This window comes from Streptomyces sp. NPDC020807 (genome assembly GCF_040641575.1).
Lineage (GTDB): Bacteria > Actinomycetota > Actinomycetes > Streptomycetales > Streptomycetaceae > Streptomyces.
Genome location: NZ_JBFADU010000030.1, coordinates 38,299 through 65,081 on the forward strand (window position 1 = coordinate 38,299; position 26,783 = coordinate 65,081).

General features: G+C 74.8%; 21 protein-coding genes. 12 read left to right on the plus strand and 9 right to left on the minus strand.

What is annotated here, in order from left to right:
• Positions 1-78 precede the first annotated feature (78 nt).
• Complete coding sequence (locus tag AB0G79_RS29660) at positions 79-1,611, minus strand: amino acid permease (RefSeq protein WP_360811829.1); 1,533 nt, start codon at positions 1,609-1,611, stop codon at positions 79-81.
• Positions 1,612-1,710: 99 nt separating this feature from the next.
• A complete protein-coding gene (locus tag AB0G79_RS29665; RefSeq protein WP_360811831.1) occupies positions 1,711-2,685 on the minus strand; it encodes a hypothetical protein in 975 nt (324 codons plus the stop codon).
• A gap of 320 nt (positions 2,686-3,005) precedes the next feature.
• On the opposite strand from AB0G79_RS29665, the gene AB0G79_RS29670 reads away from it, so the two are divergent.
• The 5 genes from AB0G79_RS29670 to AB0G79_RS29690 all read left to right on the plus strand — a co-directional run bounded on the left by AB0G79_RS29670 (position 3,006) and on the right by AB0G79_RS29690 (position 8,070).
• Positions 3,006-4,454: an FGGY family carbohydrate kinase gene (locus AB0G79_RS29670; protein ID WP_360811833.1), complete on the plus strand. Its 1,449-nt coding sequence runs from the start codon at positions 3,006-3,008 to the stop codon at positions 4,452-4,454.
• Positions 4,451-5,869 (plus strand): FAD-dependent oxidoreductase, encoded by a 1,419-nt coding sequence (locus tag AB0G79_RS29675; protein WP_360811835.1) that lies wholly within the window; start codon positions 4,451-4,453, stop codon positions 5,867-5,869. Before AB0G79_RS29670 ends, AB0G79_RS29675 begins: the two co-directional genes overlap by 4 nt.
• Entirely contained in the window at positions 5,866-7,206 is a 1,341-nt protein-coding gene (locus tag AB0G79_RS29680) for an FAD-dependent oxidoreductase (RefSeq protein ID WP_360811837.1), read from the plus strand. Before AB0G79_RS29675 ends, AB0G79_RS29680 begins: the two co-directional genes overlap by 4 nt.
• A gap of 22 nt (positions 7,207-7,228) precedes the next feature.
• Complete coding sequence (locus AB0G79_RS29685; protein WP_360811839.1) at positions 7,229-7,705, plus strand: NUDIX domain-containing protein; 477 nt, start codon at positions 7,229-7,231, stop codon at positions 7,703-7,705.
• 128 nt (positions 7,706-7,833) lie between these two features.
• Positions 7,834-8,070, plus strand: coding sequence for a hypothetical protein (locus AB0G79_RS29690; RefSeq protein ID WP_360811895.1), 237 nt, complete (start codon positions 7,834-7,836; stop codon positions 8,068-8,070).
• A 54-nt stretch (positions 8,071-8,124) separates the two neighbouring features.
• Here AB0G79_RS29690 and AB0G79_RS29695 read toward each other — a convergent pair whose 3' ends face one another.
• Both AB0G79_RS29695 and AB0G79_RS29700 read right to left on the minus strand, forming a co-directional pair.
• A complete protein-coding gene (locus AB0G79_RS29695) occupies positions 8,125-9,330 on the minus strand; it encodes a cytochrome P450 (protein ID WP_360811897.1) in 1,206 nt (401 codons plus the stop codon).
• A gap of 93 nt (positions 9,331-9,423) precedes the next feature.
• Positions 9,424-11,589, minus strand: coding sequence for an NAD-binding protein (locus tag AB0G79_RS29700; RefSeq protein WP_360811841.1), 2,166 nt, complete (start codon positions 11,587-11,589; stop codon positions 9,424-9,426).
• A gap of 1,163 nt (positions 11,590-12,752) precedes the next feature.
• Between AB0G79_RS29700 and AB0G79_RS29705 the strand changes: the two genes are divergently transcribed.
• A complete protein-coding gene (locus tag AB0G79_RS29705) occupies positions 12,753-14,150 on the plus strand; it encodes a serine hydrolase (protein ID WP_360811843.1) in 1,398 nt (465 codons plus the stop codon).
• Positions 14,151-14,247: 97 nt separating this feature from the next.
• On the plus strand, positions 14,248-14,886 hold the full coding sequence (locus tag AB0G79_RS29710) for a DUF6058 family natural product biosynthesis protein (protein ID WP_360811845.1): 639 nt from the start codon (positions 14,248-14,250) through the stop codon (positions 14,884-14,886).
• Positions 14,887-14,935: 49 nt separating this feature from the next.
• Here AB0G79_RS29710 and AB0G79_RS29715 read toward each other — a convergent pair whose 3' ends face one another.
• The gene (locus tag AB0G79_RS29715) at positions 14,936-17,326 is read right to left on the minus strand and encodes an excinuclease ABC subunit UvrA (protein ID WP_360811847.1); all 2,391 of its coding nucleotides are present in this window, start codon (positions 17,324-17,326) and stop codon (positions 14,936-14,938) included.
• Between the two features lie 124 nt (positions 17,327-17,450).
• The gene (locus tag AB0G79_RS29720; protein WP_360811848.1) at positions 17,451-17,699 is read right to left on the minus strand and encodes a DUF5133 domain-containing protein; all 249 of its coding nucleotides are present in this window, start codon (positions 17,697-17,699) and stop codon (positions 17,451-17,453) included.
• A 197-nt stretch (positions 17,700-17,896) separates the two neighbouring features.
• Between AB0G79_RS29720 and AB0G79_RS29725 the strand changes: the two genes are divergently transcribed.
• Positions 17,897-18,934 (plus strand): NAD-dependent epimerase/dehydratase family protein, encoded by a 1,038-nt coding sequence (locus AB0G79_RS29725; protein ID WP_360811850.1) that lies wholly within the window; start codon positions 17,897-17,899, stop codon positions 18,932-18,934.
• A gap of 21 nt (positions 18,935-18,955) precedes the next feature.
• Here AB0G79_RS29725 and AB0G79_RS29730 read toward each other — a convergent pair whose 3' ends face one another.
• Complete coding sequence (locus AB0G79_RS29730; RefSeq protein WP_360811852.1) at positions 18,956-19,819, minus strand: glutathione S-transferase C-terminal domain-containing protein; 864 nt, start codon at positions 19,817-19,819, stop codon at positions 18,956-18,958.
• 455 nt (positions 19,820-20,274) lie between these two features.
• Here AB0G79_RS29730 and AB0G79_RS29735 point away from each other — a divergent pair, with 455 nt between their 5' ends.
• The 4 genes from AB0G79_RS29735 to AB0G79_RS29750 all read left to right on the plus strand — a co-directional run bounded on the left by AB0G79_RS29735 (position 20,275) and on the right by AB0G79_RS29750 (position 24,099).
• Positions 20,275-20,730 (plus strand): Rrf2 family transcriptional regulator, encoded by a 456-nt coding sequence (locus AB0G79_RS29735; protein WP_360811854.1) that lies wholly within the window; start codon positions 20,275-20,277, stop codon positions 20,728-20,730.
• A gap of 162 nt (positions 20,731-20,892) precedes the next feature.
• On the plus strand, positions 20,893-22,239 hold the full coding sequence (locus AB0G79_RS29740; RefSeq protein WP_360811856.1) for an acyl-CoA dehydrogenase: 1,347 nt from the start codon (positions 20,893-20,895) through the stop codon (positions 22,237-22,239).
• A gap of 140 nt (positions 22,240-22,379) precedes the next feature.
• On the plus strand, positions 22,380-23,252 hold the full coding sequence (locus AB0G79_RS29745) for a universal stress protein (protein WP_360811858.1): 873 nt from the start codon (positions 22,380-22,382) through the stop codon (positions 23,250-23,252).
• A 139-nt stretch (positions 23,253-23,391) separates the two neighbouring features.
• Complete coding sequence (locus AB0G79_RS29750; RefSeq protein WP_360811860.1) at positions 23,392-24,099, plus strand: CAP domain-containing protein; 708 nt, start codon at positions 23,392-23,394, stop codon at positions 24,097-24,099.
• A 21-nt stretch (positions 24,100-24,120) separates the two neighbouring features.
• Here AB0G79_RS29750 and AB0G79_RS29755 read toward each other — a convergent pair whose 3' ends face one another.
• Positions 24,121-24,411, minus strand: a complete 291-nt coding sequence (locus AB0G79_RS29755; protein ID WP_360811862.1) for a hypothetical protein — start codon at positions 24,409-24,411, stop codon at positions 24,121-24,123.
• A gap of 142 nt (positions 24,412-24,553) precedes the next feature.
• Entirely contained in the window at positions 24,554-26,773 is a 2,220-nt protein-coding gene (locus tag AB0G79_RS29760) for an NADP-dependent isocitrate dehydrogenase (RefSeq protein WP_360811864.1), read from the minus strand.
• Positions 26,774-26,783 lie beyond the last annotated feature (10 nt).

The following is a 26,783-nucleotide window of genomic DNA, read 5'->3' on the forward strand; positions in this document are numbered from 1 at the left end:
CGTGAACGCGGGATGCACGCCCGGCACAGGGGGTTCGTCGCCCCCTGGTCGCACCCGGATCGTCCCCTGACCGCCTCCCTAGACGATGCCCTCCGCGATCTCGGCCTCCTCGCGGGCCGTGCCGTACGGGGTCGGGGTGCCGTACGAGCGGCGGGCGACGTACCACCAGACGCTGGACAGGACGAGGACGACGGCCAGGGCGATGACGGCGTAGTTCATCGTGTCGACCGTGACCGGGGACTTCTGCGGGAGGCAGAAGAGGACGGTCACGACCGCGACCCAGACGACGGCGATCCAGCCGATCGGCTTGCTCCAGCGGCCGAGGCTCCAGGGGCCGGGGACGAAGCGGTCGCCCTTGCGGAGGCGGAGGTAGATCGGGATGGCGTAGGCCGGGGTGATGCCGATGACGTTGATCGCGGTGACCGCGCCGTACGCCGTGGCGGAGTAGAGGGAGGGGATCGCGAGGACGGCGGCGACGCCGACCGAGAGCCAGACCGCCGCCACGGGCGTCTGGGTGCGGGTGCTGACCCTGCGCCAGATCGCCGAGCCCGGAAGGGCGTTGTCGCGGCTGAAGGCGAAGACCATGCGGCTGGCGGCGGCGACCTCGGCGTTGCCGCAGAAGAGCTGGGCGGCGATGACGACGAGCAGCAGCGCGCTGGCACCGCCGGTGCCGAGGGCGTCGAGGAAGATCTGGGCGGGCGGGACGCCGGTGGCGCTGTTCTGCGTGGCGGCGTAGTCCTGGATGGCGAAGGTGAGTCCGGCGAGGAGCGCGAAGCCGGCGATCCAGGAGACCCAGATGGAGCGGACGATGCCCTTGGCGGCGGCGACGGAGGCGTTCGAGGTCTCCTCGGAGAGGTGCGCGGAGGCGTCGTAGCCGGAGAAGGTGTACTGGGCGAGGAGCAGGCCGATCGCGGCGACGTACAGCGGGTTGGCCCAGCCGGTGTCGTTGACGAACTCGGTGAAGACGAAGCTCGCGGACTGGTGGCGGTCGGGGACGATGGCGAGCGCGCCGACGATGACGGCGACGCCGCCGAGGTGCCACCAGACGCTGATCGAGTTGAGGACGCTGACGAGGCGGACGCCGAAGAGGTTGAGGACGGCGTGCAGGAGCAGGATCGCCAGGAAGATCAGGAAGGTGGAGCCGGGCGTGGGGGCGAAGCCCCACTGGAGGTTGAGGAAGGCGCCGGTGAAGAGGGCGGCGCCGTAGTCGATGCCGGCGATGGCGCCGAGCAGGCCGAGCAGGTTCAGCCAGCCGGTGTACCAGCCCCAGCGGCGTCCGCCGAGCCGGTCGGCCATGTAGTAGAGGGCGCCGGAGGTGGGGTAGGCGCTGGTGACCTCGGCGAGCGCGAGGCCGACGCAGAGGACGAAGAGGCCGACGCCGGCCCAGCCCCAGAGCATGACGGCGGGGCCGCCGGTACCGAGCCCGAACCCGTAGAGCGTCATGCAGCCGGAGAGGATCGAGATGACGGAGAAGCTGATCGCGAAGTTGCCGAAGCCGCCCATGCGGCGGGCGAGGACCGGCTGGTAGCCGAGCTCTCTGAGCCGCGCCTCCTCGTCCGGGGCGGACGACGGCCGGCGTATCGACTCGTTCGGGGGCGCGTTGGTCGCCATGGGGGTTACCTCCGGGGGACGGGGAAGGGGGGAGCGGGGCGGGCGGGGAGCGGGGTGGGCGTGGGGTGTGAGCTGGGCGTGGGGGCCGGCAGTCGGGGGTCAGCCGCTCAGACAGCGGCTGCGGGCTCGGAGGAAGAGCTCCTCGGCCGCCGCCCGGTCGTCGGGGCGCTCGGTCCGGTACGCCCACGGGATCGTCGTGTAGTACGGGCCGAGCGCGTCGAAGACCCGGGCCGCGTCGGTGAAGCGGAGGGCTCCGTACAGCGCGTGGGCGAGGTGGTTGAGGTCGAGGAGGGAGGCCTCGTCGGTGGCGCAGAAGAGGTACCAGGCGTCGAGGGCCCGCTCGGCGTCGCGTACGGCGTCCTCGGCGACCCAGTGGAGGTCGAGCGCCTTCTCGTGGCCGCGCTCGCGCCGGTACCGCTCGACGCGCACGTAGAGCGGAAGGGCGTGCAGGGCGGAGCCGAGGGGCGCGGAAGTGGCTGCCCACTGGGCGTAGTTGAAGGCCTCGGAGAGGGGGCCCGGGCTGCGCGCGTACACGAACTGGAGCATGCGGTGGTGCGCTTCGCGGTTGTACGGGTCGCGCTTCTCGGCCTCGGCGAGGAGGCCCCAGGGGCCGGGCGCCAGCATGGGCGCGGGCGGCGCGAGACGGTGCTCGGGGACGGAGCGGCCCGCTTCGAGGGAGGCGAGGGCGAGGAGGCCCACCCAGGGGACGGGGTCGGCGGGGACGAGCTCGGCGGTGTCGCGGCAGGCCGTCCAGGCCTCCTGCCACAGCTCGCGGGTGCGGGCGTGTCCGGCGCGGTGCGCCCGGAGCGCCCGTTCGACGGCGACCCGGCAGTGCATCACGGCGGCGGCGACGCTGCCGGGCTGTTCGGTCCGCCAGATGTGGACGACGTCGGTGCCCGCGGCGACCGTCGCGAGGACCTGGGTGCGCCGGGTCCAGCCGTCCCAGCCCGTCGTCTCGTCGAGGAGCCGCGCCATCGCCACCCAGCGGCCGGTGCGGAGGTCCTGGACGGCGCCGCGTAACGCGTGGTCGTGGCCGGCGGGGTGGTAGACGGGCCGGAAGCCGTGCGGCGCCATCAGGGGGCGGGACGTGGTGTGGGCGACATGGGTCCTCGGTGGATGGTCCTCGGGTGAACGGCTTCGGGGTACGGAGAGTGGCCGGGGGTGCCCCCTCCGTTGATCGGCGATCACTATAGAGGGCGCTGGAGGCGCTCACTCCACTCTCTTTTCCGACAGTAACTATTCGGACAGCAACTGCTTCTGACCTTCTGTCAGGCGACTTCGCCGAACCTGACGGTCTTCTCCCCCGCCCCTTGACGCCGGTTCCCGCCGCGGGCACCCTGACCCTTTTCGACGATCGGACGATCATCCTCCGATCCGGCGACAGGAGCAGCACGATGACCGGCGGCCCGATCCTCGCGGTCGACCAGGGCACCTCGGGCACCAAGGCCCTCGTCCTGTGTCCGGAGCGCGGGGTCATCGGCAGCGGCACCGCGCCGGTCCGGCCCCGCTACCTGCCGGGCGGGCTGGTCGAGGTCGACCCCCGTGAGCTGTACGACTCCGTCGTCCGGGCCGGGCGCGCGGCCCTCGCCGAGGCCGGCACGGAGGTCGAGGCCGTGGGGCTCGCCAACCAGGGCGAGACCGTGCTCGCCTGGGACCCCGCCACCGGCGCGCCGCTCACCGACGCGCTCGTCTGGCAGGACCGCAGGGCCGCCGGGATCTGCGACGAACTCGACGGCCACGCGGAGCGGTTGCGCCACCTGACCGGCCTCCCGGTCGACCCCTATTTCGCCGCGCCCAAGATGGCCTGGATCCGCCGTCACGCGACCGGCGCCGGAGTGGTCACCACGAGCGACGCGTGGCTCGTGCACCGCCTGACGGGCGCGTTCGTCACCGACGCCGCGACCGCGGGCCGGACCGGGCTCCTCGACCTGGACACGGTCGCCTGGTCGGAGACGGCCCTCGACCTCTACGGCCTCGGCGGCGAGCGACTCCCCCGGGTCGTGGACTGCGACGCCGCGGTCGGCACCACGACGGCCTTCGGCGCGCCCCTGCCGGTGACCGGGCTCCTCGTCGACCAGCAGGCCGCCCTCCTCGCGCAGAGCGCGAGCGACCCGGCCGCCGCCAAGTGCACGTACGGCACGGGCGCGTTCCTGCTCGCGCAGACCGGTCCGGAGCCCCGGCGCGGGGACTCGGGCCTGGTGAGCTGTGTCGCCTGGCGGCTCGGCGGCCGGGTCGCCCACTGCCTGGACGGGCAGGTGTACACGGTCGCCTCGGCCGTCCGGTGGCTCACCGACCTGGGCGTGATCGGGGGCGCCGAGGAGCTGGACCCGGTCGGAGGCGGAGTGCCGGACGCGGGCGGCGTCACGTTCGTGCCGGCGCTCGCGGGTCTGGCCGCGCCCTGGTGGCGCGGTGACGTGCGGGGCTCGCTCACCGGTCTGGGCCTGGACACCACGCCCGGCCACCTGGTGCGGGCGCTGTGCGAGGGCATCGCCGCGCAGGTCGTGGAGCTCGCCGCGGCGGCCGCGGCGGACCGGGGCGCGCCCCTGACCTCGCTGCGCGCCGACGGGGGTCTGACCCGGTCCGCGCTGCTCATGCAGACCCAGGCCGACCTGCTCCAGCTCCCCGTGGAGGTCTCGTCCCTGCCGGACGCGACGGCGCTCGGCGTCGGCGCGGTGGCCCGGCTCGGCCGGTACCCGGGGCTCGCGCTCCGGGAGGCCGTACCGGAGTGGAAGCCCTCGGCCGTGTACGAGCCGCGGATCCCGGCCGACGAGGCGGCCTCGCGCCTCGGCCGGTTCCGTACGGAGGTGTCGGCGCTGCTCGCGCGGGGCGGGGACACGGAGTGAGCGTCACGCGCGGCGGACCCTTGCCCGGCGGCCGGGAGGCCGCGTACGACGTCGTGGTCGTCGGCGCGGGGGTCGTCGGCTGCGCCGTCGCCCGCGCGCTCGCCCGCCACCCGCTGCGGGTGGCGCTCGTGGAGGCCGCGAACGACGTCGGAGACGGCACGTCGAAGGCGAACACCGCCATTCTGCACACCGGTTTCGACGCGGCTCCCGGCACGCTCGAAGCGCGACTCGTCCGGGAGGGGCACCGCCGGCTGGGCGCGTACGCCCGCGAGGTGGGCATCCCCGTCGAGCCGCTCGGCGCGCTGCTCGTCGCGTGGGACGCGGAGCAGCTGGCGGCGCTCCCCCGGCTCGCGGAGAAGGCCGTCCGCAACGGCCACCGTACGACCCGGATCCTGACCGCGGACGAACTGCGGTCACGCGAACCCCACTTGGCGCCGGGCGCGCTGGGGGCCCTCGCGGTGCCCGGCGAGTCGGTGATCTGCCCGTGGACGACCACCCTCGCGTACGCGACGCAGGCGGTCCGCTCGGGCGTCGACCTCCACCTCAACTGCCGCGTGGAGCGGGTCCGAACGGACGCGTCGGGGCACCATCTCACCACCGCGCGGGGCGAGCTGCGCAGCCGACTCCTCGTGAACGCCAGCGGGTTGTACGCCGACGCCTTCGACGCGCTCATGGACCGGCGGGACTTCACCGTCACCCCGCGCCGCGGACAGCTCCTCGTCTTCGACAAGTTCGCCCGCGCCCTGGTCCGGCACATCCTGCTCCCCGTCCCGGGCCCCCTCGGCAAGGGGGTGCTCGTCTCGCCCACGGTGTACGGGAACGTCATGCTCGGCCCCACCGCCGAGGACCTCGACGACAAGACCGCCACCGGCACGACCGCCGACGGGCTCGCCGGGCTCCGCGAACAGGGCGGCCGGATACTTCCCGCGCTGCTCGACGAGGAGGTCACGGCGGTGTACGCGGGCCTGCGCGCCGCCACCGGCCGGGAGGACTACCGAGTGGCGGCGCATCCCGGCCTCGGGTACGTGACGGTGGGCGGAATCCGGTCCACCGGGCTCACCGCGTCCCTCGCCATCGCCGAGCACGTCCTCGGCCTCCTCGCCGACTGCGGGCTCGACCCCGGGCCCGAGCGCCCGCTCGTCCCGCTGCGCGTGCCGAACCTCGGCGAGGCCTTCCCGCGTCCGTACCGGGACGCCGAACTCATCTCCTCGGACCCGGAGTTCGGCGCGATCGTCTGCCACTGCGAGCGGGTGACCCGGGGCGAGGTCCGTGCCGCGTACGCCTCGACGATCCCCCCGGCGGGACCGGAGGGACTGCGGCGCAGGACCCGGGCGCGCGGCGGGCGCTGCCAGGGCCACTTCTGCGGCGCGGAGCTGCGGGCGCTGGGCGAGGAGTACGGGAAGGGGGCCCGGTGAACCGTACGGTCGACGTCCTGGTGGTGGGCGCGGGTCCCGCCGGGCTCGCGGCGGCGGAACGGCTCGCCGCGGCGGGCGCGGGCCGCGTCGAGGTCCTGGAGCGGGAGCGCGCGGCCGGTGGCGTCCCGCGGCACTGCGCGCACGCGGGCTTCGGCGCGGACGGGCGGGGCCGCGCGCTGTTCGGCCCTGCGTACGCGCGCCGCGCGGTCCGGGCCGCGGTGCGGGCGGGCGCGGCCGTCCGCACCGGCGTCTCGGCCACCGGCTGGGCCGGTCCGCTGACCCTCGACGTCACCGCGCCGACCGGCCTCGAACGGATCACGGCACGGGCCGTGCTCCTCGCGACCGGCGCACGCGAACGGCCGCGCAGCGCGCGGCTCGTGCCCGGGACGCGTCCGGCCGGGGTGATGACGACCGGCGAACTCCAGCAGGCAGTGGCCCTGTTCGGGCAGCGCGTCGGCCGACGGGCCGTGGTGGTCGGCGGCGAACCGGTCGCCCGGCGCGCGGTGGAGGTCCTGCGGGCGGCGGGGGCGGAGGTGGCGGCGGTCGTCACCGACCTGCCGCGCACGCCCCCCGGATTCGGCACGGCACCGGTCCTCACCGGCGCCACGGTCACCGAACTGCTCGGGCGCGGCCGGCTGACGGGAGTCGCCGTGCGGACGGCCGACGGCCGGAGTCTCGTCCTGCGCGGCGACACGGTCGTCTTCACCGGCGACTGGATCCCGGACCACGAACTGGCCCGCGCCGGGGGCCTCGCCCTGGCGCCGGGCACGCGCGGACCGCTGACCGACGAGGCCTTCCGCACGTCCGTGCCCGGCGTCTTCGCGGCGGGCAACCTGCTGCACGGGGCGGAACCGGCGCGGGTGGCCGAGGCGGAGGGGCGCGCGGCGGCGGGCGCGGTGCTCGACGCGCTGGCCGGACGCTCCACGCCTGCGGCGTCGGTGACCGTGACGGTGGAGGGACCCCTGCGCTGGGTGACCCCCGGGCTGCTGGGCGCGGGGTCCGGTGCGGGGATCGGTCCGGGGGTCGGCCCGGGGTTCGGTGCGGGGGTCGGCCCGGGGTCTGCTCCGGGGATCGGTCCGGGGTCCGGTGCGGGGATCGGTCCGGGGTCCGGTGCGGGGATCGGTCCGGGGTCCGGTGCGGGGATCGCGCCCCTCCTCGTACGCCCCGGGCTGCCGCTCACCCGGCCGGTCCTGACCGTCACCCAGGGCGACGCGCTGGTGCGGCGGGAGCGGCTGCCCGCGAACCTCGTCCCCTGGCGCTCGGCGCGGCTCGGGCCGGCGTGGACGCGCGGGCTCGACCCTGCGGGCGGCCCGGTGGTGGTCCGCGCGGAAGCCTGAGCCCGCTGCCACACTGGACGGCATGACGGGCAAACGCAGCGCGGGTCTCCTCGTCTTCCGCCGCACGGCGGGCGGGGGCGTCGAGGTGCTGATCGGTCACATGGGCGGCCCCTTCTGGGCGTCGCGGGAGCACGGGGCCTGGTCGATCCCCAAGGGGGAGTACGAACCGGACGAGTCCCCCGAGGCGGCGGCGCGCCGCGAGTTCCTGGAGGAACTGGGCCACCCGGCCCCGTCCGGCCCGTGGATCCCCCTGGGCGAGACCCGCCAGAGCAGCGGCAAGACGGTGGTGGCCTGGGCTGTGGAGGGCGACCTCGACCCGGCGGGGGTGATCCCCGGCACGTTCACGATGGAGTGGCCGCCGCACTCCGGCAGACACCAGGAGTTCCCGGAGATCGACCGCGTCGCCTGGCACACACCGGAAGCGGCGACCCCCTTGCTCGTGACGGGCCAGCAGACCTTCCTGGACCGCCTGACGGAGCACCTCGCCGGGGGCGGGTGAGCCCCTGTCACCGACGTGCCCCGACGCGCCCGGGCGGGTGGGCCCGGCCCCGCTCTCCGACCCGTTGTCAGACCCATGCGCTTAGGTGGTGGTGCCGAACTGTCGAGAGGGAGCCCGACATGATCACGATGACCGCGACCGAGCGCGCGGCGGCGCAGGCGTATCTGCGGCTGCTCGAGTCCACCCAGGCCGTTCTGACCGACCCGGACCTCGTCCCGTACGCCGGGGTGATGCTCACCTCGCCGATGGCCGAGGCCGACGCGGCGCTCCGCGCGGCAGGGTTCTCGGGGAACGAGGACCGGTTGCTGCGGCTCGTCTCCTCGCTGCGGGCCTCTCCGGCGGAGGTGTGGGGGCGGGCCGGGTAGCCGGCCGGGCCGTCGGGCCCGGTCGCGGCTGCGGCCGGTCGCCCCGCCGCACCGTCAGGCCGCCAGGCGGACCGGGAGTTTCCGCACGCTGTTGCCGACGAAGCCGGAGTGGCGCGTCAGTTCGGCCTCCGGGACCGCGAGGTCCAGGTCCGGGTAGCGGGTGAAGAGGGACTCCAGGGCGATCGCCGCCTCCATGCGGGCCAGGGGGGCGCCCAGGCAGTAGTGGGGGCCGTGGCCGAGCGAGAGGTGCTTGGTGGCCGTGGCGCGCGTGAGGTCGAAGCGGTCCGCGTCCGGCCCGTGCGCCTTCGTGTCCCGGCCCGCCGCCGAGTACCCCGCGAGGACCGGCGTGCCCTTCGGGATGACCGTGCCGTCCACGGTCAGGTCCCTCGTCGGGTAACGGAACGGGAAGTAGCTCACCGGGCTGTCCCAGCGCAGCGTCTCCTCCACGACGTCCGCCCACGTCGCCCGGCCGTCGCGCACCAGCGCGAGTTGTTCGCGGTGGCCGCACAGCGCCCGTACGGCGTTGGTGACCAGGTTGAGCGTCGTCTCGTGCCCCGCGATGATCATCAACAGGAGCGTGCCGATCAGCTCCGGCTGGCTCAGCCGGTCACCGCCCTCGTCGCGCGCCGCGATGAGCGCGCTCGTCAGGTCGTCGCCCGGCTCCAGGGCCTTGGCTCCCGCGATGGCCGCCAGGAGCTCGACCAGTTCCCGGTTGGCCGCCACGGCCTGCGCGGGCTCCGTGTCCGTGGCGACGACCAGGCTGGAGAGGTGGTGCAGCCGGTCCTGATGGGCCGGGTCCACACCGAGCAGTTCGCAGATCACCCCGAGCGGCAGCGGCAGCGCGTAGTGGCGCCGCAGGTCCGCGACGCCTCCCCCGGCCTCCGCCGCCTCCGCGAGCCCGTCGAGGAGCCCCGCCGTCACCGCCTCCACGCGCGGCCGCAGCTCCTCGACCCGGCGCGCCGTGAACGCGCTGCTGACCAGGGCCCGCAGCCTGCGGTGGTCGGCGCCGTCCGCCGTCGTCATGCCGGGCACCGTCGCGAAGGTCCGCAGCGGCCAGCCGTCGGGTATCCGGCCCTCCGTCAGGGCCGTGAAGTGCTGCGGGCCCTTGGCGACGTCGGGGTGGGAGAGGAAGTCGCGCAGGGCGTCGTGGCCGAGCACCGCCATGCCCTCGATCTCGCCGGGCAGGACGACCGGCGCCACCGCGCCCTCGGCGAGCAGCCGGGCGTTGGCGGCGTGCGGGCAGCCGCCGGCCGGGTCCATGCGATGGGCCGGCCGGCCGGGGACGGCGCTGTGCGGGGTGTTCAACGAAGGCTCTCCTGACTGCGGAGGCGGGCCGATGTGGCCCGCGAGCGGTCAGATCCTACGGTCAACGCCGTTCGGATCCGATGGAGTTCGGGTACGGGTGCCCGCCGCCTCGGCCGTACGGTGCTCCGCGTCGGCGCCGCGGCCCAGGAGTTCCGCGAGGCCGCGACGGGTGGCGGCCACGATCACCCGCTCCCCCGCGTGGAGCACGCGGTCGGGGGCGAGCCGCCAGTCACGGTAGCCGGGGGCGTCCGACGACAGGAAGCGGGGGCGGCGGGGGCCGGTGCGGGCGCCGTTCCTGGCGCCCGTGTCCGTGCCCGCGTCCGTACCGGCTCCCGCACCCGTCGCCGCGCCGGCTCCCGCGTCCCCACTCGGGCCGTGGGGGACGCCGTACGCCCCGTCCGGGTCCGGTCCGCCGCCCCTGCGGTCCAGGGCGACCACCCGCCACGCCCCCGGCCGGAACGCCTCCGCCACCGTGCGGCCCTCCAGGAGCGGGTGGGCCGCGACGTCGACCGCCGCGAAGAGCAGGACCCGGCGCTCGACCGGTACGGCGCCGAGGATCTGGCGGCCCATCATCGCCCCCGCGAAGGCCGGTGCGGCGAGGTGGGAGACGCTCCGGCTGCGGGTACGGGCCTCGGGGTGCGCGGCGCGGAGGGTGCGGTAGACGGCCGTGGAGAAGTCGTCGTCGTACAGCCGCAGCACGACCCGCAGGCCCGGGGCGACCGACCGGGCCGACAGCGCGGCCTCCAGGTTGGTGATGTCGACGCTGGTCAGGGCGAGGAGCGCGTCGGCCCGGTGGATGCGGGCGGCTTCGAGGACGCCCTCCTCGGTGACGTCGCCGATGACCGTCGGCACCCGCAGCCTTCGCGCGACGGCGATGCCGCGCGCCTCCGGGTCGGACTCGACGCACACCACCGCGATGCCCATCCTGCGCAGCCGCGTGAGGACCCGGGTCCCGACCTTGCCCAGGCCGAGGAGCACGACGTGGCCGGTGAGTCCGCGGGACGGGCGGCGCAGGGACGTCGCCGAACGGAAGGTGCCCATGCCTTCGAGGAGGGCGGCGACGATCACCGGGAGCAGCAGGAGCCCCACGAACCCCGCGAGGATCTGGAGGAGCTGACGGCTCACCGGGTCGTCGACCGCCGGGTCGCCGATGGCGAAGACGTCGAGGAGCGTGAGGTAGGCGGCGTGCAGGGGGTGGTCGCCGGTCATGAGGGTCAGGGCAAGAGCCAGGCCCACGACGGCGGCGACCGCGCCCGCGAGGGACCAGCGCAGGCGGCGCGGGAACAGCGAGCCGACCGGCAGGCCCGAGCCGCCGAAGCGCCGTGACGCCGGAGCGGGGCCCGCCGGGCGTACCGCTTCGAGCGTCACCGTGGCCCGGCCGGCCGCCGCCGCGACCGTACGGTCGTCCGGGAGGAGGCGCGGGCCCGCCTCGCCGCTGTGCTCGGAGCCCTCCCAGCCGGCCGGGTCCCGCGCGGTCGCGGAGAGCAGCGCGAGCGTGCAGAGTCCCAGGTCGGGCGCCTCGCCCGAGGCGGAGGGGAGCCGTTCGACGGCGTGCAGCAGCAGGCCGCCCGCCTGGACGACCTTGCTGGAGCCGGTCACGGCCGCGGCGGCGAGGCCCGGGGCGGCGGTGTCCACGTCGGAGAGGACGGTGGTGACGGCGTCCGTCTTCTCGGGGTCGAGGCCCGGTTCGGCGACGGCCGCGGCCTGGTCGAGGAGGGTGGCGAGGTGCTGGCCGAGCCTGCGGTTGTAGAGGCGGATGACCAGGCGCAGCCTCGGGTTGAGGCGGCGGGCCGTGAGGGCTGCCCGGATGTTGGTCTCGTCGTCCTCGTGGACGAGGGCGAGGGCGGCGGCGCGCTCGACGCCCGCCTCCGTGAGGGCCCGGTCGTCGGCCTCCCCCGACTCGACGACCCGCAGGCTCCCGACGGGCTCGCTGCCGTCCGATCCGCCACCCGGGCCTGCGCCGGTCACGCCTGAACCGGTCGTGCCCGAGGCGGTCGCGCCCACGGCACCGACCGTCCCGGCCGCCCCCGCCGTACGCGTCACGGCCGCGGTGACGACCCGCCCGAACAGCGCCAGGGCCCGGCCCGTGCGCCCGGCGGGCGTCGGTTCGGCATCCGGCCGCGCGGGCACGAGCAGGGTGACCCGCTCGCCGTACACCGCCTGCAACTCTCCCGCGAGACGGTGGGCGAGGGCGTCGTCCCCGCAGACGATCATGTGCCCGGTGGGCCGGGTCGCACGGCTCTGCCGCTCCCCACGGGACGAGGGCCCGCCGAAGGCCCGCGTGGGCGGGGGCAGCAGCCCCCCGGTGAGCCCGAGACTCGCACGGACCCCCGCGACACTGGGCAACCCGAAGGGCTCGGACGCCCGCCCGGGCGCAGGCACAGGCGCCGGTGCGGGAGCCGGTGCGGGAGCGGGTGGACGGACGGGAGCGGGCGCGGGTGGACGGACGGGCGCGGGAGCGGGTGGGCGGACGGGCGCGGGAGCGGGTGCGGTACGGGGCTCGGGGGCGGCCACCCGACCCGCCGCCCCTTCGGCTCGGCCCCCGGGGCCGGCCTGACGGTCCGTCCCGTCGCCCGAGCCGGGCACGGAACCGGTTCCCTCCCCGCCGCTCGCGGCCGCATCGGCCGCCGCACCCGCGCCGGCCTCGCCCGCGGCCGAGCGGCCCGCAGCGCCGTGTGTCCGGCCTGCGGCGGACCCGCGTTGGCCGCGGCTGCCCTCGGCAAGGACCCCGTTGGCCGGACCCGCGCCCCTGGCACCGGAGGACCCGACGATCCCGTCGACGGCCGGTTCCCCGGGGCGCGGGTCCGGGGCGGCGGACCGGTCGGCCACCGGGTGCCGTGCTTCCTCCCCGCCGGTGCCCCGCGCCGAGGCCTCGGGCCGGGCACCGGCCGGACCCGGGGCGTCCGCACCGCCGGCGGACGGTCCCGGTGCTCCGGACCGGCCGGCGGACGGGGACGGGGCGCCGGACGGGGACCGAGCGCCGGACCCGTCACCGGCCGAGGCGGGAGCCTCGGGCGTGCCCGCCACCGGCGCCGGACCGTCGGACCGCCCGGCAGCCGTGGTCGAGGCACACGTCGCGGTCGAGGCGTCCGGGACGTCGGCGGGCCGGGCGGCCGGCGGCGCCGTGGTCGGCGGCGTGGCCGGTCGGGGTCCGTCCGAAGGCGTCCGTTCGGGCGACTCGGGCGGAACACCGTTGGCGGGGTTCGGGTGTGAGGACACGTCACCAGAATGCCCTGCCCCACTGACAGCCCGTGAGGGAGGGCGGGCCCCGGCGCTCCCCCGGGCGGACGCACGACGCGCCGCCGTACGTCGGAACCTCTACGCCGGTCGGCGCACTCCGCTCTGCGTGCCGCTCCCCGCCTCCCTACGGTGGCCGAATGATCGTCACGTCAGCTGCCCGTCATGCCGCCGCCGGGACCGCGGCGTTGCTGTTCGCGCTGCCCGCTCCGGCTGCCACGGCCTCGTCTCTCGTACCCGATCTCCTCCCCGCCGCACCCGCGTCCTCCGTCGGCGAGCCGACTCCGCCCGCCCGTCACTTCGTCGATCCGGCCCGGCTCCACCGGGAGGGCACGCAGGTGCAGCGGCTGCCGGGCGCGCCCGCCCTGCCCTCGGTGTCGGCGCTGTCCTGGGTGGTCGCCGACGCCTCGTCGGGCGAGGTGCTCGCCGCTCACGACGCGCACCGGAAGCTGCCGCCCGCGAGCACGCTCAAGGCCCTCTTCGCCCTCACCGCGCTTCCGCGCAACGAACCGTCCGAGCGGCACACCGTCGCTGACGCCGAGCTGACCGGCATCGGCGAGGGGAGCAGCCTGGTGGGGGTCAAGGAGGGCTACACGTACCAGGTCTCCGACCTGTGGAACGGGGTCTTCCTCAGTTCGGGCAACGACGCCGTGCACGTGCTGGCCGCGATGAACGGCGGCTGGGAGTCGATGTCCCGGCAGATGCAGGAGAAGGCCCGGTCCCTCGGGGCACGGGACACCCACGTCGTCTCCCCTGACGGGTACGACGAGCCGGGCCAGGTCTCCTCCGCGTTCGACCTCGCCGTCTTCGGCCGGGCCGGGCTCCAGGACCCGGCGTTCACGCGGTACTGCTCGACGGCGTACGCGGACTTCCCCGCGGGCTCGTGGTCGTACGGCATCGCCAACACCAACCGCCTGCTCACCGGTGCGGACGGCGTGGCCCGGTACCCGGGGCTCCTCGGAATCAAGAACGGGTACACGACCAACGCCGGCAACACCCTGATCTCCGCCGCCCGCCGGGGTGACAGGACCCTGGTGGTCTCCGTGATGAACCCGCAGTCCGGCGGGGGTCTCGCCGTGTACGAGGAGACGCGCGCGCTGCTCGACTGGGGCTTCGAGGCGGCGGGCCGCGTGCAGCCGGTGGGTTCGCTGCTGCCGGGGAAGGGGCGGGCGAAGGCCGTCGCGGCGAGCCCGCAGGCGGGCGGCGCGGCGGTGCGCGCGGCGAAGGGGAAGGGCGGAGCCCAGGCGGTGGTCACGGAGGCGGAGCGGGCCGGGGAGTCCGGGGACGTCAAGAAGGTGGGGGAGGTCGCGGACCTCAGGGACACCGGGGAGGCCGGAGAGGTCGGGGAGGTCGCCGCGGGCTCCGAAGCCGACGTCCTCGAAACCGCCGCCGATGACACCGGGGCGGTCTCCGCCACCACCGCCCAGGATTCCCCCTCCGGGCTCTCGTACGGCTTCCCGCTCGCCCTCGTCGGCTCGGCCTGCGCTGCCGCGGTCGCCCTCTGGGCGTGGCGCCGGAGGACGGCCCACCAGGGGTGAGGCCGGGGCGTCTCCGGCACAGTTCGGCGACCGCCGCACGGTTCCGCTCCTACCGTTCCGGAGGACCGCCTTCCAGTCTTCCCCGAGGAGTGACGTGATGCCGGAGACCCCGCCGCCGGGCCCTGACCCGACCCTTGCCCTGCTCGTCGCCGACCGCTTCCGGGCGGTCAACGGCGACCACCCGATGTCGGCCGAGGACGACGCGTACGTCTCCGGCCAGTTCGTCGCCCTGGACGCCCTGTGCGCGGAACTCGGCCGCGATCCCGACGGCGTCCGTCGTCTCATGCTCGACGGGCTGCTCCCGCTGCCCGGGTATCTCCGCTCCGACGGCGCCGAGATGGTGCCCCGCGACCTGTTCCGACTGACCGAGGCGGCCGAAGCGGCCGGGGCGGCCGGGTCTCCCCGGGCGTGGTTCGTCGCGCACTGGGAGGACCCGGTCGCGGGCGCGGCCGAGTGGGAGGCCTACCTGAGCGGACAGTACGTGTGCCTCCACACCGTCACTCCCGCGACGATCCGCCGGAAGGAGGAGCTCACCGCCGAGATATCCGGCGCGGTCGCCTCCGCTCCCGACACGCCCACGCGCGCGTGGCTTCTCCGCCTCCACGCGCGCGTGGACGAGCTCGACGCGCTGGAGCCGGCCTTCACCGGCTACGACCGGCTCCGTTTCGGCGGGCCGACCTCGCGGGACACGTGCGTCGACGCGCCCCGGGCCCGTTTCCCGCTGCCGCCCGCCTAGGAGGCCCCAGAGGACGCCCCCCCCCGAAGGACGGCCCCCGGCGGGCGGGTCAGGCGCCGACGTACGCGGCCAGGTGCTCGCCCGTGAGGGTCGAGCGGTCGGCGACCAGCTTCTCGGGCGTGCCCTCGAAGACGACCTTGCCGCCGTCGTGGCCTGCGCCGGGGCCGAGGTCGATGATCCAGTCGGCGTGGGCCATGACCGCCTGGTGGTGCTCGATGACGATGACCGACTTGCCCGCGTCGACGAGCCGGTCGAGGAGCCCGAGGAGCTGTTCGACGTCGGCGAGGTGCAGGCCGGTGGTGGGCTCGTCGAGCACGTACACCCCGCCCTTGTCGGCCATGTGGGTGGCCAGCTTGAGCCGCTGCCGCTCGCCGCCGGAGAGGGTGGTGAGCGGCTGCCCGAGGGTGAGGTAGCCGAGGCCGACGTCGGCGAGCCGCTCCAGGATCTTGTGGGCGGCGGGCGTGCGCGCCTCGCCCTCGGCGAAGAACGCCTCGGCCTCGTCCACGGACATCGCGAGGACCTCGCTGATGTCCTTGCCTCCGAGGTGGTATTCGAGCACCTCGGCCTGGAACCGCTTGCCCTCGCAGTCCTCGCAGGGGGTGGAGACGCCCGCCATCATGGCCAGGTCGGTGTAGACGACGCCCGCGCCGTTGCAGGTGGGGCAGGCGCCCTCGGAGTTGGCGCTGAAGAGGGCGGGCTTGACGCCGTTGGCCTTGGCGAAGGCCTTGCGGATCGGGTCGAGGAGTCCGGTGTACGTGGCCGGGTTGCTGCGCCGGGAGCCGCGGATCGGGGACTGGTCGACGGAGACGACGTTCTCGCCGGCGGGCACGGAGCCGTGGACGAGGGAGCTCTTGCCGGAGCCCGCGACGCCGGTGATGACGACGAGGGCGCCGAGCGGGATGTCGACGTCGACGTTCTTCAGGTTGTTGGCGTCGGCGCCGCGGATCTGGAGCCTGCCGGAAGGCGTACGGACGCCGTCCTTGAGGGTCGACCGGTCGTCGAGGTGGCGGCCGGTGCTGGTGTCCGCGGCACGCAGTCCCTCGACGGTGCCCTCGAAGCAGACGGTGCCGCCGCCCGTGCCGGCGCCGGGGCCGAGGTCGACGACGTGGTCGGCGATGGCGATCGTCTCGGGCTTGTGCTCGACGACGAGGACCGTGTTGCCCTTGTCGCGCAGCCTCAGGAGCAGGTCGTTCATGCGCTGGATGTCGTGCGGGTGCAGGCCGATGGTCGGCTCGTCGAAGACGTACGTGACGTCGGTGAGCGCGGAGCCGAGGTGGCGGATCATCTTGACGCGCTGCGCCTCGCCGCCGGACAGGGTGCCGGCGGGGCGGTCGAGGGAGAGGTAGCCGAGGCCGATCTCGACGAACGAGTCCAGGGTCTGCTGGAGCGAGGCGAGCAGCGGGGCCACCGAGGGCTCGTCGAGGCCGCGGACCCACTCGGCGAGGTCCCTGATCTCCATGCGGCAGGCGTCGGCGATGGAGATCCGCTTGATCTTGGAGGAGCGGGCGCCCTCGCTGAGCCGGGTGCCGTCGCACTCGGGGCAGGTGGTGAAGGTGACGGCGCGCTCGACGAACGCGCGGATGTGCGGCTGCATGGCCTCCTTGTCCTTGGACAGGAAGGACTTCTGGATCTTCGGGATCAGGCCCTCGTAGGTGAGGTTGACGCCGTTGACCTTGACCTTCGTCGGTTCGCGGTAGAGGAAGTCCCGCATCTCCTGCTTGGTGAACCGGCGGATCGGCTTGTCGGGGTCGAGGAAGCCGGACTGGGCGTAGATGCCGACGGTCCAGACGTTGTCGGACTTCCAGCCGGGGATCGTGAACGCGCCCTCGGCGATCGACTTCGTGTCGTCGTACAGCTGCGTGAGGTCGATGTCCGAGACCTTGCCGCGGCCCTCGCAGTGCGTGCACATGCCGCCGGTGCGGTTGTAGGTCGCCTTGACCGTCTTGGTCTTGGCGTCGCCGCGCTCGACGGTGATGCCGCCGCTCGCGCGGACCGTCGCCGTGTTGAAGGAGTACGCGCTCGGCGGGCCGATGTGCGGCTTGCCGAGGCGGCTGAAGAGGATGCGCAGCATCGCGTTGGCGTCGGTGGCGGTGCCGACGGTGGAGCGCGGGTCGGAGCCCATGCGCTGCTGGTCGACGGTGATCACGGTGGTGAGGCCTTCGAGGACGTCGACCTCGGGGCGCGCGAGGGTGGGCATGAAGCCCTGGACGAAGGTGCTGTACGTCTCGTTGATCAGGCGCTGCGACTCGGCGGCGATGGTGTTGAAGACGAGCGAGCTCTTGCCCGAGCCGGAGACACCGGTGAAGACCGTCAGCCGGCGCTTCGGGATCTCGATGCTGACGTCCTTGAGGTTGTTCTCGCGCGCGCCGTGGACGCGGATCACGTCGTGGCTGTCGGCTCCGTGCGGCACGCTCGGCTGCGCGCTCTTCCTCGTGGCCATGCTGGTCGTGTCTCCCTCGCGTCGTACGGCCGTGCGGTGGTCCCGACGGTCACGCTATCGGGGGCACGGCGGCCACGCTTCTCGATTCGTGCTCGAACGCGGGGACTTTTCCGACCGGGGTGGGCTAGGGCCTGTCCGACCCTGATCCGCCGGACAGACCCTGGACCGCGCCACGGGCCCCGGAGACGTACCGCTCCGCCGCGCGGACCGCCTCGTGGGCCGTGCGCTCGCCCATCAGGACGCACAGCGTGTAGGTGGTGTCCTCGAAGCGGCGGCGGACCGAGAGGTCGCGCGGGCTGGCGAGGACGGATCTCTCCTGGGTGCGGTAGTGCCGCAGCAGGCGGTCGACCGTGTTCGTGTCGGGCAGCAGCATGATGTCCTCCTGTACGCCCCCTTCCGACCGTTCCCGTGTGGGCCCTTCCCCGTCCGGGCCCGTTCCCGTTGTGGGCCGTCCCATCCTCGCGGCGCCCCGCCACCGCCGCGACCCGCACGGTCACGGTGGGTGACGGCGGCGCGCCGCGCGTACGCGCCGGGGTGCGCCGCCGCCGACCTTGGCGGAGGGTCGGAGGCATGAACGGGAACGCGGGACAGCGGGTGGTCGTGACCGGAGCCACCGGCAACGTCGGTACGAGTCTGGTCCGGGCCCTGGCCCGCGAGCCGCGCGTCGGCTCCGTGCTCGGGCTCGCCCGCCGCAGGCCCGGCCTGGAGCTGCCCGGCGTCGAGTGGGCCGAGGTCGACGTCTCGGAGGAGGGCGACGCGCCGCGCCTCGCGCAGTACGTGGCGGAGGCGGACGCCGTCGTCCACCTGGCCTGGGCCTTCGGGCCGACGCACGACCCCGTGGCGACCTGGCGGACCAACGTCCTCGGCTCGGTGCGCGTCTTCGACGCGGTGGCCGCCGCGCGGGTGCCCACGCTCGTGCACGCCTCCTCGGTCGGGGCGTACTCCCCCGGTCCCGCCGGCGGCGCCCCCGTCTCCGAGGCGTGGCCGACGCACGGCTGGCCCGGCGCCGCGTACACCCGCGAGAAGGCCTACCTGGAACGGGTCCTCGACACCTTCGAACGCGACCACCCGCAGACGCGGGTGGTCCGGATGCGCCCGGCCTTCCTCTTCAAGGAGGAGTCGGCGAGCGGGCAGCGCCGCATCTTCGCGGGACGGTTCTTCCCCGGACAGCTCGCCCGCCCCGAACTCCTGCCGCTGCTGCCCGAGTTCGACGGCCTGCGGTTCCAGGTCCTGCACACGGACGACGCGGCCGACGCGTACCGGCGCGCGCTGCTCCGGGACGTGCGGGGCGCCTTCAACCTCGCCGCCGAACCGGTCGTCGACGGCGAGCTCCTCGGCCGCCTCTTCAAGGCCCGCCCGGTGAAGGTCCCCGCCGGAGCGGTGCGCGGCGCCCTCTCCGCCGCCTGGCACCTCCGGATCGCCCCGGCCTCCCCCGGCCTCTTCGACGCCCTGCGGCAGATGCCCCTGCTCGCCACCGAGCGGGCCCGGCGGGAGCTGGGGTGGGAGCCGGAGGCGAGCTCCGTCGACGCCCTGGAGGCGTTCCTCCGGGGCGTCCGCGCGGGCGCGGGTGACGAGACGGCGCCCCTCGCGGGGCACCGCATCGGCTGAAAGGCGGGCGGAGGGGAGGCGTCAGGCCGACGCCCCCGTCCAGTCCACGATCCGGATCGCCGCGCCCGCCGCCTCGCGGCCACGGCAGTGGGCCCGGTGCCTGCGCAGTACGGCGTCGATGTCGAGGTGCCGGGCGAACTCGGGCCGGGAGGCGAGGCGTTGCGCGTACGCCCAGAGGGCCGGGTGTCCGGCGACCCGGTCCATGGCGGCGGCGTCCAGGTGCCAGCGGTGGACGGTGTCGAGCTGGACCAGGGTGACCCAGACGTGCACGTCGGCGAGGGTCGGCGCGTCGCCGAGCACGTACGGGCCGCCGGTGAGGCGCCGCTCCAGGTCGCCGAGGGCCGCGAAGAGGACGGCCAGGGGGTCGCGGTGGGCGTCCGTGTCGTCGAGGCCGAGCTCACCGGCCCGCTGCGCCGCCCGGTTGACGCTCCGTTCGCACAGGTCGGCGACGGCGTCGATCTCGTCCCGGTGATCCTCGGGCAGCAGGTCGAGGCCGCCGTCCCCCCGGAAGCGCAGGGCGAGATCGCGCAGGATGTCGGGGGCGTGGGTGGTGACGATCCGGCCGGTCCATCCGTCGCTGAGCACGGGGGCGGCGGCGGGTCCCCGGTAGAGGTGGGCGCTGGCATCGTACAGGGGGCGGAGCGCGGTGTAGCCGCCGTCGGGGGTGTCGGGGGTCTCCGGCAGGACGGTCAGGGGCAGCGTGTCGTCGAGGCCGAGGAGTCCGTGGACGAGGGCGACGCTCAGACATCCGGGGCCCGAGGGCGCCAGGTGGAGGCGGTAGCGGTGCGGGACGGCGTAGTGGCCGCTGTGGACGTCGCGGCCGATGCGGCCGCGGAAGACGGGGACGGCGGAGGCGGGCAGGAGTGAGGACGGGACGACGGACATGCTGCTCCCTGGGGGCTGCTCGATGTCACGGGGTGAGAAGGGGCGAGAGGGAGTCGGAAGCCTGGGGCCGGGGAAGCCGGGGAGGCCTGCCGGGCGTGCGTCGGCGCGCGGCGGCGCGGGGCTCGTACGGCTCAGGGGCGGGCCGCGCGCGACCGCTGCCCCGTCGGGCGCGCTTCACGGGGCGGACAGGGACGTCGACGGCCCCGGCCACGCGGAATCGGCGTCTACGCCGCGCTGCAGACCCGCAGCAGATCGATGTGGCGCCGGGAGGTGAGGGGCAGCGAGCGCGGGAAGGGGGCGGCGTGCGAGCTGTCCCGCCGGCCGGTGCGTCCCATCGTTCCCTATCCGTTCACTCGGTTTCCCTGTCTCCGAGTGTCGGACCGGTCACGCGCCGCGTCAAGGGCGCGGTACGCCTCGGGAGGATTCGGCACACCCCTTGCGGAATAATGCGGCGCATGCGCATTTCAGCCAGGGCCGACTACGCGGTGCGGGCCGCCCTCCAGCTCGCCGCCGCCGAGGACAAGGGGCCGCTGAAGGCCGAGGCGATCGCCGAAGTCCAGGGCATCTCGCACAAGTTCCTCGAAGGCATCCTCGGCGACATGCGCAAGGGCGGGCTCGTCCAGAGCCAGCGCGGCGGCAACGGCGGGTACTGGCTGGCCAGGCCCGCCGACGCGATCTCGGTCGCCGAGGTCATCCGCTGCGTGGAGGGCCCCCTCGTCTCGGTACGCGGCGAGCGGCCGCCGGACCTGGCGTACACGGGTCCCGCCGAGTCGCTGCTCCCCCTCTGGATCGCGCTCCGGGCGAGCGTCCGCGAGGTGCTCGGGGTGTCGCTCGCGGAGGTCGCCTCCGCGCAGCTCCCGGAGGCGATCACGGCGCTCGCGGCCGACCCGGAGGCGTGGACCAACCCCTGACGGGCGCGTGACGGTCCGTCGTCTCCGCCTCCGCCGTCAGCCAGGCGTCTCATTTCCCAAGACACCCCCGTCCAGCCATCGGACGCCCCTTGGGGGTCCGGGCTCCCCTCTGCCACTATCCCTAGCATTCCAGTGGGAATACGAGGAGTCAGGTGAGGTGACGTGAGCACACCAAGGAATGCGCCCGGAAGATCCGCGACACACCCCGCCGACGACGCGATCTGGCACCGCGTCACCCGCGAACTCTCCGACGACCTCGCCGCCGACGCCCCCGTCAGGGACCGTGCGGGCAAGGCGCCGTTCGACGAGGTCGCCCGGCTCCAGGAGGCCGGGCTCCCCGCGCTCCTGACCGCCCCCGGCGCCGACCCTCGCGGCACCCGCCGACGCGGCACCGGCGGGCGGGCCACCGACCGGCGGGGCGCCGACTGGCGGGCCGCGTCCGCCGTCGTCCGGGAGATCTCCGCGGCCGACAGCTCCGTCGGCGAACTCCTCGCCCACCACTACGTCCTGTCCTGGAGCAGCCGCTTCTTCGCTGCGGCCGCGGCGGACGGCGCGCTCCTCCCCCTCGACACCTGTACGGCCGACGAGCAGTGGCTCCTCGCCGGTGACGTCGAGCCGCTCCGCGCCGAGTCGGAAGCGGCGGCCTGGCCCGGCCTCACGCTCACCCCCGCCGCCGACGGCTGGCTCCTCGACGGCCGACGCGCCTTCGCCTCCGCCGTCGCCGTGGCCGACCGCCTCGTCGTCGGCGCCCGCCAGGGCGGGGCCGGGGACTGGCTCGTCGTCCTGGTCGACCCGGCGCACCCCGGCGTCTTCACCGAGCCCGGCACGGACCGGGTCGGCCAGCGCCTCTCCGGCGCGGGCACCGTCACCTTCGACCGGGTGCCGGTTCCCGCCGCGCACGTCATCGGCGTACTCCCCCACGACGAGCACGCCGTCACCCCGTTCGCCGCCCTCGCCCCGCTGGCCCTGCGCCTGCTGCTCGCGCAGGTCGCGCTGGGGATCGCCGAGGGGGCGCTCGCCGAGGCCAGGGACGTCAACCGCGCCGGACACGCCGGGCCGCACGCGGTCTCCCCGGCGGGCGGGCCCGGCTCCGCCGTCGACCCCGAGCCGATGGCGACCGGAGACGACCCGTACCTGCTCCTCGCCTACGGCGAACTGGCGACGACCGCGCACGCCGCCTCCGCCGTCGTGGAGCGGGCGACGGACGCCCTGGCGCGCGCCCTGGAGACCGGACCGGCGCTGACGCCGGAGGAGCGGGCCGACGTCGCCGTCCTCGTCGCGGCGGCCGAGACCCTCACCGGACGGGCGGCCGTACGGATCACGACGCGCGTCCTCGAACTCGTCGACGGGGCCGAGGGAGCCGACGTACGGGGCGGGGGGCCCGGCTTCGACCGCTTCTGGCGCAACGCCCGCGCGCTCACGGCCCACACCCGGCCGTCACACCGGCTCCGCGACATCGGCGACCACTACCTCAACGGCACCCACGCGCGCCTCACGCTGCCGGTCTGACGGACCGGCAGGGCGGCAGGCGGCGGTCCGGCATGTCGGGACGTCCGGCCCTGTCGCCGGACCGCCGTTGGGCCCAAGCTGGAGGGAGGAGGGTCCGCGCGCACCGACGGGCCCGCACGTCACCGACGGAGGCATGCCCGATGAGTCGTGAGATCGTCGCAGGAGTGGACGGTTCCCCGGAGAGCCTGGCCGCGGCCGACTGGGCCGCGCGCGAGGCCCTCCACCGGGGGCTGCCGCTGCGGCTCGCCCACGCCTGGCGCTGGGAACCCCTCGACATCCCGCTCGTCCAGGACCCCACGGACCAGCAGCGGGCCGCCCGCGAGGTGCTGCGCGAGGCGGAGGAGACCCTCGCGGCGCGCCATCCGGAGCTCGCCCTCACGGCCGAACTCCTCCCCGACACCCCGGTAGCCGCCCTGCTCTCCACCGAGGAGCGGGCCGAGATGCTCGTCATCGGTTCGCGCGGGCACGGCGCCGTCACCGGCTTCCTGCTCGGCTCGTACGGTCAGCAGATCATCGCCGCCGCCACCCGGCCGGTCGTCGCCGTCAGGTCCCGTGACGGCGAACCCGCCGAGCCGCCGGCCGGCGAGATCCTGGTCGGCCAGCTCGGCAGCCCGGAGGACAGCGCGGCCGCACTGGGCTTCGCCTTCGCGACGGCCGCCGCGCGCGGGGCATCCGTGCGGGCCGTCCGCGCCTGGAGCCTGCCGCCGCTGTACGCCTACAGCCCGGCGTCGATGCGGCTCGCCGACGAGGCCGGAGGGCTCGTCCCGTACGAGGAGAAGGCGCTCGGCGAGGCGCTCGCGCCCTGGCGGGAGCGGTACCCGGACGTGCCGGTGACCGAGCACGTCGAACTGGGCAGCGCCGGACAGGTCCTGCTCTCGGGCTCGGGCACCGCCCAGCTCCTGGTGGTGGGCCGACGGGCCAAGCGCGGCGCGCTGGGATCCCGTATCGGATCGGTGGCGCACGCGGCCCTCCACCTCGCGCCCTGCCCGGTGGCGGTCATCCCCCAGGGCTGAAATTCTCGGTGGTGGGTTGACGTGTCGGATTGACGAGGAGTGTCGGGGCGGCCGGGGCCGGAAAGAGTCAGGACCGTCGCCCCGGTGGCTCTCTCCAGCACCGGACCGTCCGGCGGCCTCGGCGAGAGAGCGGAGCTCCATGCGGCACCACCACGACCACCCCCGCCACCCCGAAGAACCCGGCCCCGGCCCCGGCCTTGTTCCCGCCGCGGGCCCCGGCCCCGTTCCCGCCGCCGGCCCCGGTCCCGCCCCCGCGACCTCCTCCGTGCGGCGGAGGGGACGGCACCGGAGACGGCTCGGCGCTCGGCGGCGGCCGGGTTTCCGGGCGGCCGTCGCCTCCGTCGGGGCCGCGTGCGTCCTCCTCACGGTGGCGGCGGGCGTGTACGCGGCGGGGTCCGGGGCCGACAGGGCCGGGGCCACCTCCCGCACGGCCGCCTCCCGCACGGCCGCGTCAGGCACCGCCGCCGACTTCGTCCGCGAGGTCGTCGCCCTCGCGAACGAGGAGCGCGAGAGGGCCGGTTGCGGACCGTTGCGGGCGGAGGCCCATCTGCGGAACGCGGCCCAGGGGCACGCCGACGACATGGCCAGGCGCGACTACTACCGGCACGACAGCCCGGAGGGCCGGGACGCCGGCGACCGGATCACGGGGGCCGGGTACACGTGGTCGCGCTGGGGGGAGAACATCCACCGCGGGCCGGACACACCGGCCCGCGCGATGGCGGACTGGATGGACAGCCCGAGCCACCGGGAGAACATCCTCGACTGCTCGTTCAAGGACGTGGGCGTCGGGGTGACGCTCACCGCCAACGGCCCCTGGTGGGTCCAGAACTTCGGCGCCAAGCGCTGACCCGCCTGCGCGGGGCAGACCCTAGACGGTCCCGGGCAGTCTCGGGACCGTGGCGCCGCCACCGGCCCGTACGGCCTCCACGACCGCCTCGTGGAGCGCGCGGCTCTCCTCCTCCGTCGCACACGGAACGGGACTGCCCGACATGGTGAACCAGTCGGATGCGCCGCTGTACTGCACGGCCACACGCGCCTCCCGGTCGGCGGTCCACGTCGTGTGCACGGTCAGATCGCCCGTGACGACGCCCGCCTCCTCGGTCAGCACTCCGCCTCGCCCGGTGTAGACACCGGGGGTCGTCCAGGATGCCCAGCTCATCCATCCAGGTTCACACCCGATCGGCGGATCCGCCACCGACGGGCGGCGGCTCCCTGGAACCGCCTCGGTCCCGCTGCGCGAACCGCCCCGCCCGGAGGTTTCCGGACGGGGCGGTTCGCGTGTCATTCGGGCGTCACGACGCTCAGGCGAGGGACGCGATGGCCTCGTTCAGCGTGGCGGACGGGCGCATCACGGCCGCGGCCTTGGCCGGGTCGGGCTGGTAGTAGCCGCCGATCTCGGCCGGGGAGCCCTGGACGGCGTTCAGCTCGTCGACGATCTTCTGCTCGTTCGCGGAGAGGGTCTCGGCGAGCGGCGCGAAGGCCTTGGCGAGCTCGGCGTCCTCGGTCTGGGCGGCCAGCTCCTGGGCCCAGTACAGGCCGAGGTAGAAGTGGCTGCCGCGGTTGTCGATGCCACCGAGGCGACGGGTCGGCGACTTGTCCTCGTTGAGGAAGGTGCCGGTGGCGCGGTCGAGGGTGTCGGCGAGGACCTGGGCGCGCGAGTTGCCCGTGGTGGTCGCGAGGTGCTCGAAGGAGGCGGCCAGGGCGAAGAACTCGCCGAGGCTGTCCCAGCGGAGGTAGTTCTCCTTGACGAGCTGCTGGACGTGCTTCGGGGCGGAGCCGCCGGCGCCGGTCTCGAAGAGGCCGCCGCCCGCCATCAGCGGGACGACCGACAGCATCTTGGCGCTGGTGCCCAGCTCCAGGATCGGGAAGAGGTCGGTCAGGTAGTCACGGAGGACGTTGCCGGTGACGGAGATGGTGTCCTCGCCGCGGCGGATGCGCTCCAGGGAGAACGTCGTCGCCTCGACCGGGGACAGGATCTTGATCTCCAGGCCCTCGGTGTCGTGCTCCGGCAGGTACTGCTTCACCTTGGCGATGAGCTGCGCGTCGTGGGCGCGGTTCTCGTCGAGCCAGAAGACGGCCGGGGCGCCGGTGGCGCGGGCGCGGGTGACGGCGAGCTTGACCCAGTCCTGGATGGGCAGGTCCTTGGTCTGGCAGGCGCGGAAGATGTCGCCCTCGGCGACCTCCTGCTCCAGGACGACCTCGCCCGCGGCGTTGACGAGGCGGACGGTGCCGGCCTCGGCGATCTCGAAGGTCTTGTCGTGGGAGCCGTACTCCTCCGCCTTCTGCGCCATCAGGCCGACGTTCGGGACGGAGCCCATGGTCGACGGGTCGAAGGCGCCGTGGGCGCGGCAGTCCTCGATGACGGCCTGGTAGACGCCCGAGTAGCTGTGGTCCGGGAGGACGGCGAGGGTGTCGGCCTCCTGGCCGTCCGGGCCCCACATGTGGCCGGAGGTGCGGATCATGGCCGGCATCGAGGCGTCGACGATGACGTCGGACGGCACGTGCAGGTTGGTGATGCCCTTGTCGGAGTCGACCATCGCGAGGGCGGGGCCCTCGGCGAGCTCGGCGTCGAAGGAGGCCTTGATCTCGGCGCCGTTCGGGAGGGCGTCGAGGCCGGCGAGGACGGTGCCGAGGCCGTCGTTCGGGGAGAGGCCCGCGGCGGTGAGCGCCTCGCCGTACTTCGCGAAGGTGTTCGGGAAGAAGGCGCGGACGACGTGGCCGAAGACGATCGGGTCGGAGACCTTCATCATCGTGGCCTTGAGGTGCACGGAGAAGAGGACGTCCTCGGCCTTGGCGCGGGCGACCTGCTCGCTCAGGAAGGTGCGCAGGGCGGCGGCGCGCATGACGGAGGCGTCGACGACCTCGCCGGCGATGACCTTCAGCGGGGCGCGGAGCTCGCTGACGGTGCCGTCGGCGGCGGCGAACTCGAAGCGCAGGGTGTCGTCGGCGGCGATGACGACGGACTTCTCCGTGGAGGCGAAGTCGTTCTCGCTCATCGTGGCGACGTTGGTCTTGGACTCGGAGGTCCAGGCACCCATGCGGTGCGGGTGGTTCTTGGCGTAGTTCTTGACCGAGCCCGGCGCGCGGCGGTCGGAGTTGCCCTCGCGCAGGACCGGGTTGACGGCCGAGCCCTTGACCTTGTCGTAGCGGGCGCGGACGTCCTTGTCCTGCTCCGTCTGCGGGTCGTCCGGGTAGTCCGGGAGGGCGTAGCCCTGGGCCTGGAGCTCGGCGATGGCGGCCTTGAGCTGCGGGATGGACGCCGAGATGTTCGGCAGCTTGATGATGTTGGCGCCGGGCGTCTTGGCCAGCTCACCGAGCTCGGTGAGGGCGTCGGCGATGCGCTGGCCCTCCTCGAGGAACTCGGGGAAGAGGGCGATGATGCGGCCCGCGAGGGAGATGTCCCGCGTCTCGACCGTGACTCCGGCCTGCGAGGCGTACGCCTGGATCACGGGCAGGAACGAGTACGTCGCCAGGGCGGGCGCCTCGTCAGTGTGGGTGTAGATGATGGTCGAGTCAGTCACCGGGTACTCC

Coding starts and splice junctions, on each gene's coding strand:
- AB0G79_RS29660 (WP_360811829.1), bottom strand. CDS start 1,611: ATGGCGACCAACGCGCCCCCGAACGAGTCGATACGCCGGCCGTCGTCC.
- AB0G79_RS29665 (WP_360811831.1), bottom strand. CDS start 2,685: ATGGCGCCGCACGGCTTCCGGCCCGTCTACCACCCCGCCGGCCACGAC.
- AB0G79_RS29670 (WP_360811833.1), top strand. CDS start 3,006: ATGACCGGCGGCCCGATCCTCGCGGTCGACCAGGGCACCTCGGGCACC.
- AB0G79_RS29685 (WP_360811839.1), top strand. CDS start 7,229: ATGACGGGCAAACGCAGCGCGGGTCTCCTCGTCTTCCGCCGCACGGCG.
- AB0G79_RS29690 (WP_360811895.1), top strand. CDS start 7,834: ATGACCGCGACCGAGCGCGCGGCGGCGCAGGCGTATCTGCGGCTGCTC.
- AB0G79_RS29695 (WP_360811897.1), bottom strand. CDS start 9,330: ATGGACCCGGCCGGCGGCTGCCCGCACGCCGCCAACGCCCGGCTGCTC.
- AB0G79_RS29700 (WP_360811841.1), bottom strand. CDS start 11,589: ATGATCGTCTGCGGGGACGACGCCCTCGCCCACCGTCTCGCGGGAGAG.
- AB0G79_RS29705 (WP_360811843.1), top strand. CDS start 12,753: ATGATCGTCACGTCAGCTGCCCGTCATGCCGCCGCCGGGACCGCGGCG.
- AB0G79_RS29710 (WP_360811845.1), top strand. CDS start 14,248: ATGCCGGAGACCCCGCCGCCGGGCCCTGACCCGACCCTTGCCCTGCTC.
- AB0G79_RS29715 (WP_360811847.1), bottom strand. CDS start 17,326: ATGGCCACGAGGAAGAGCGCGCAGCCGAGCGTGCCGCACGGAGCCGAC.
- AB0G79_RS29720 (WP_360811848.1), bottom strand. CDS start 17,699: ATGCTGCTGCCCGACACGAACACGGTCGACCGCCTGCTGCGGCACTAC.
- AB0G79_RS29725 (WP_360811850.1), top strand. CDS start 17,897: ATGAACGGGAACGCGGGACAGCGGGTGGTCGTGACCGGAGCCACCGGC.
- AB0G79_RS29730 (WP_360811852.1), bottom strand. CDS start 19,819: ATGTCCGTCGTCCCGTCCTCACTCCTGCCCGCCTCCGCCGTCCCCGTC.
- AB0G79_RS29735 (WP_360811854.1), top strand. CDS start 20,275: ATGCGCATTTCAGCCAGGGCCGACTACGCGGTGCGGGCCGCCCTCCAG.
- AB0G79_RS29745 (WP_360811858.1), top strand. CDS start 22,380: ATGAGTCGTGAGATCGTCGCAGGAGTGGACGGTTCCCCGGAGAGCCTG.
- AB0G79_RS29750 (WP_360811860.1), top strand. CDS start 23,392: ATGCGGCACCACCACGACCACCCCCGCCACCCCGAAGAACCCGGCCCC.
- AB0G79_RS29755 (WP_360811862.1), bottom strand. CDS start 24,411: ATGAGCTGGGCATCCTGGACGACCCCCGGTGTCTACACCGGGCGAGGC.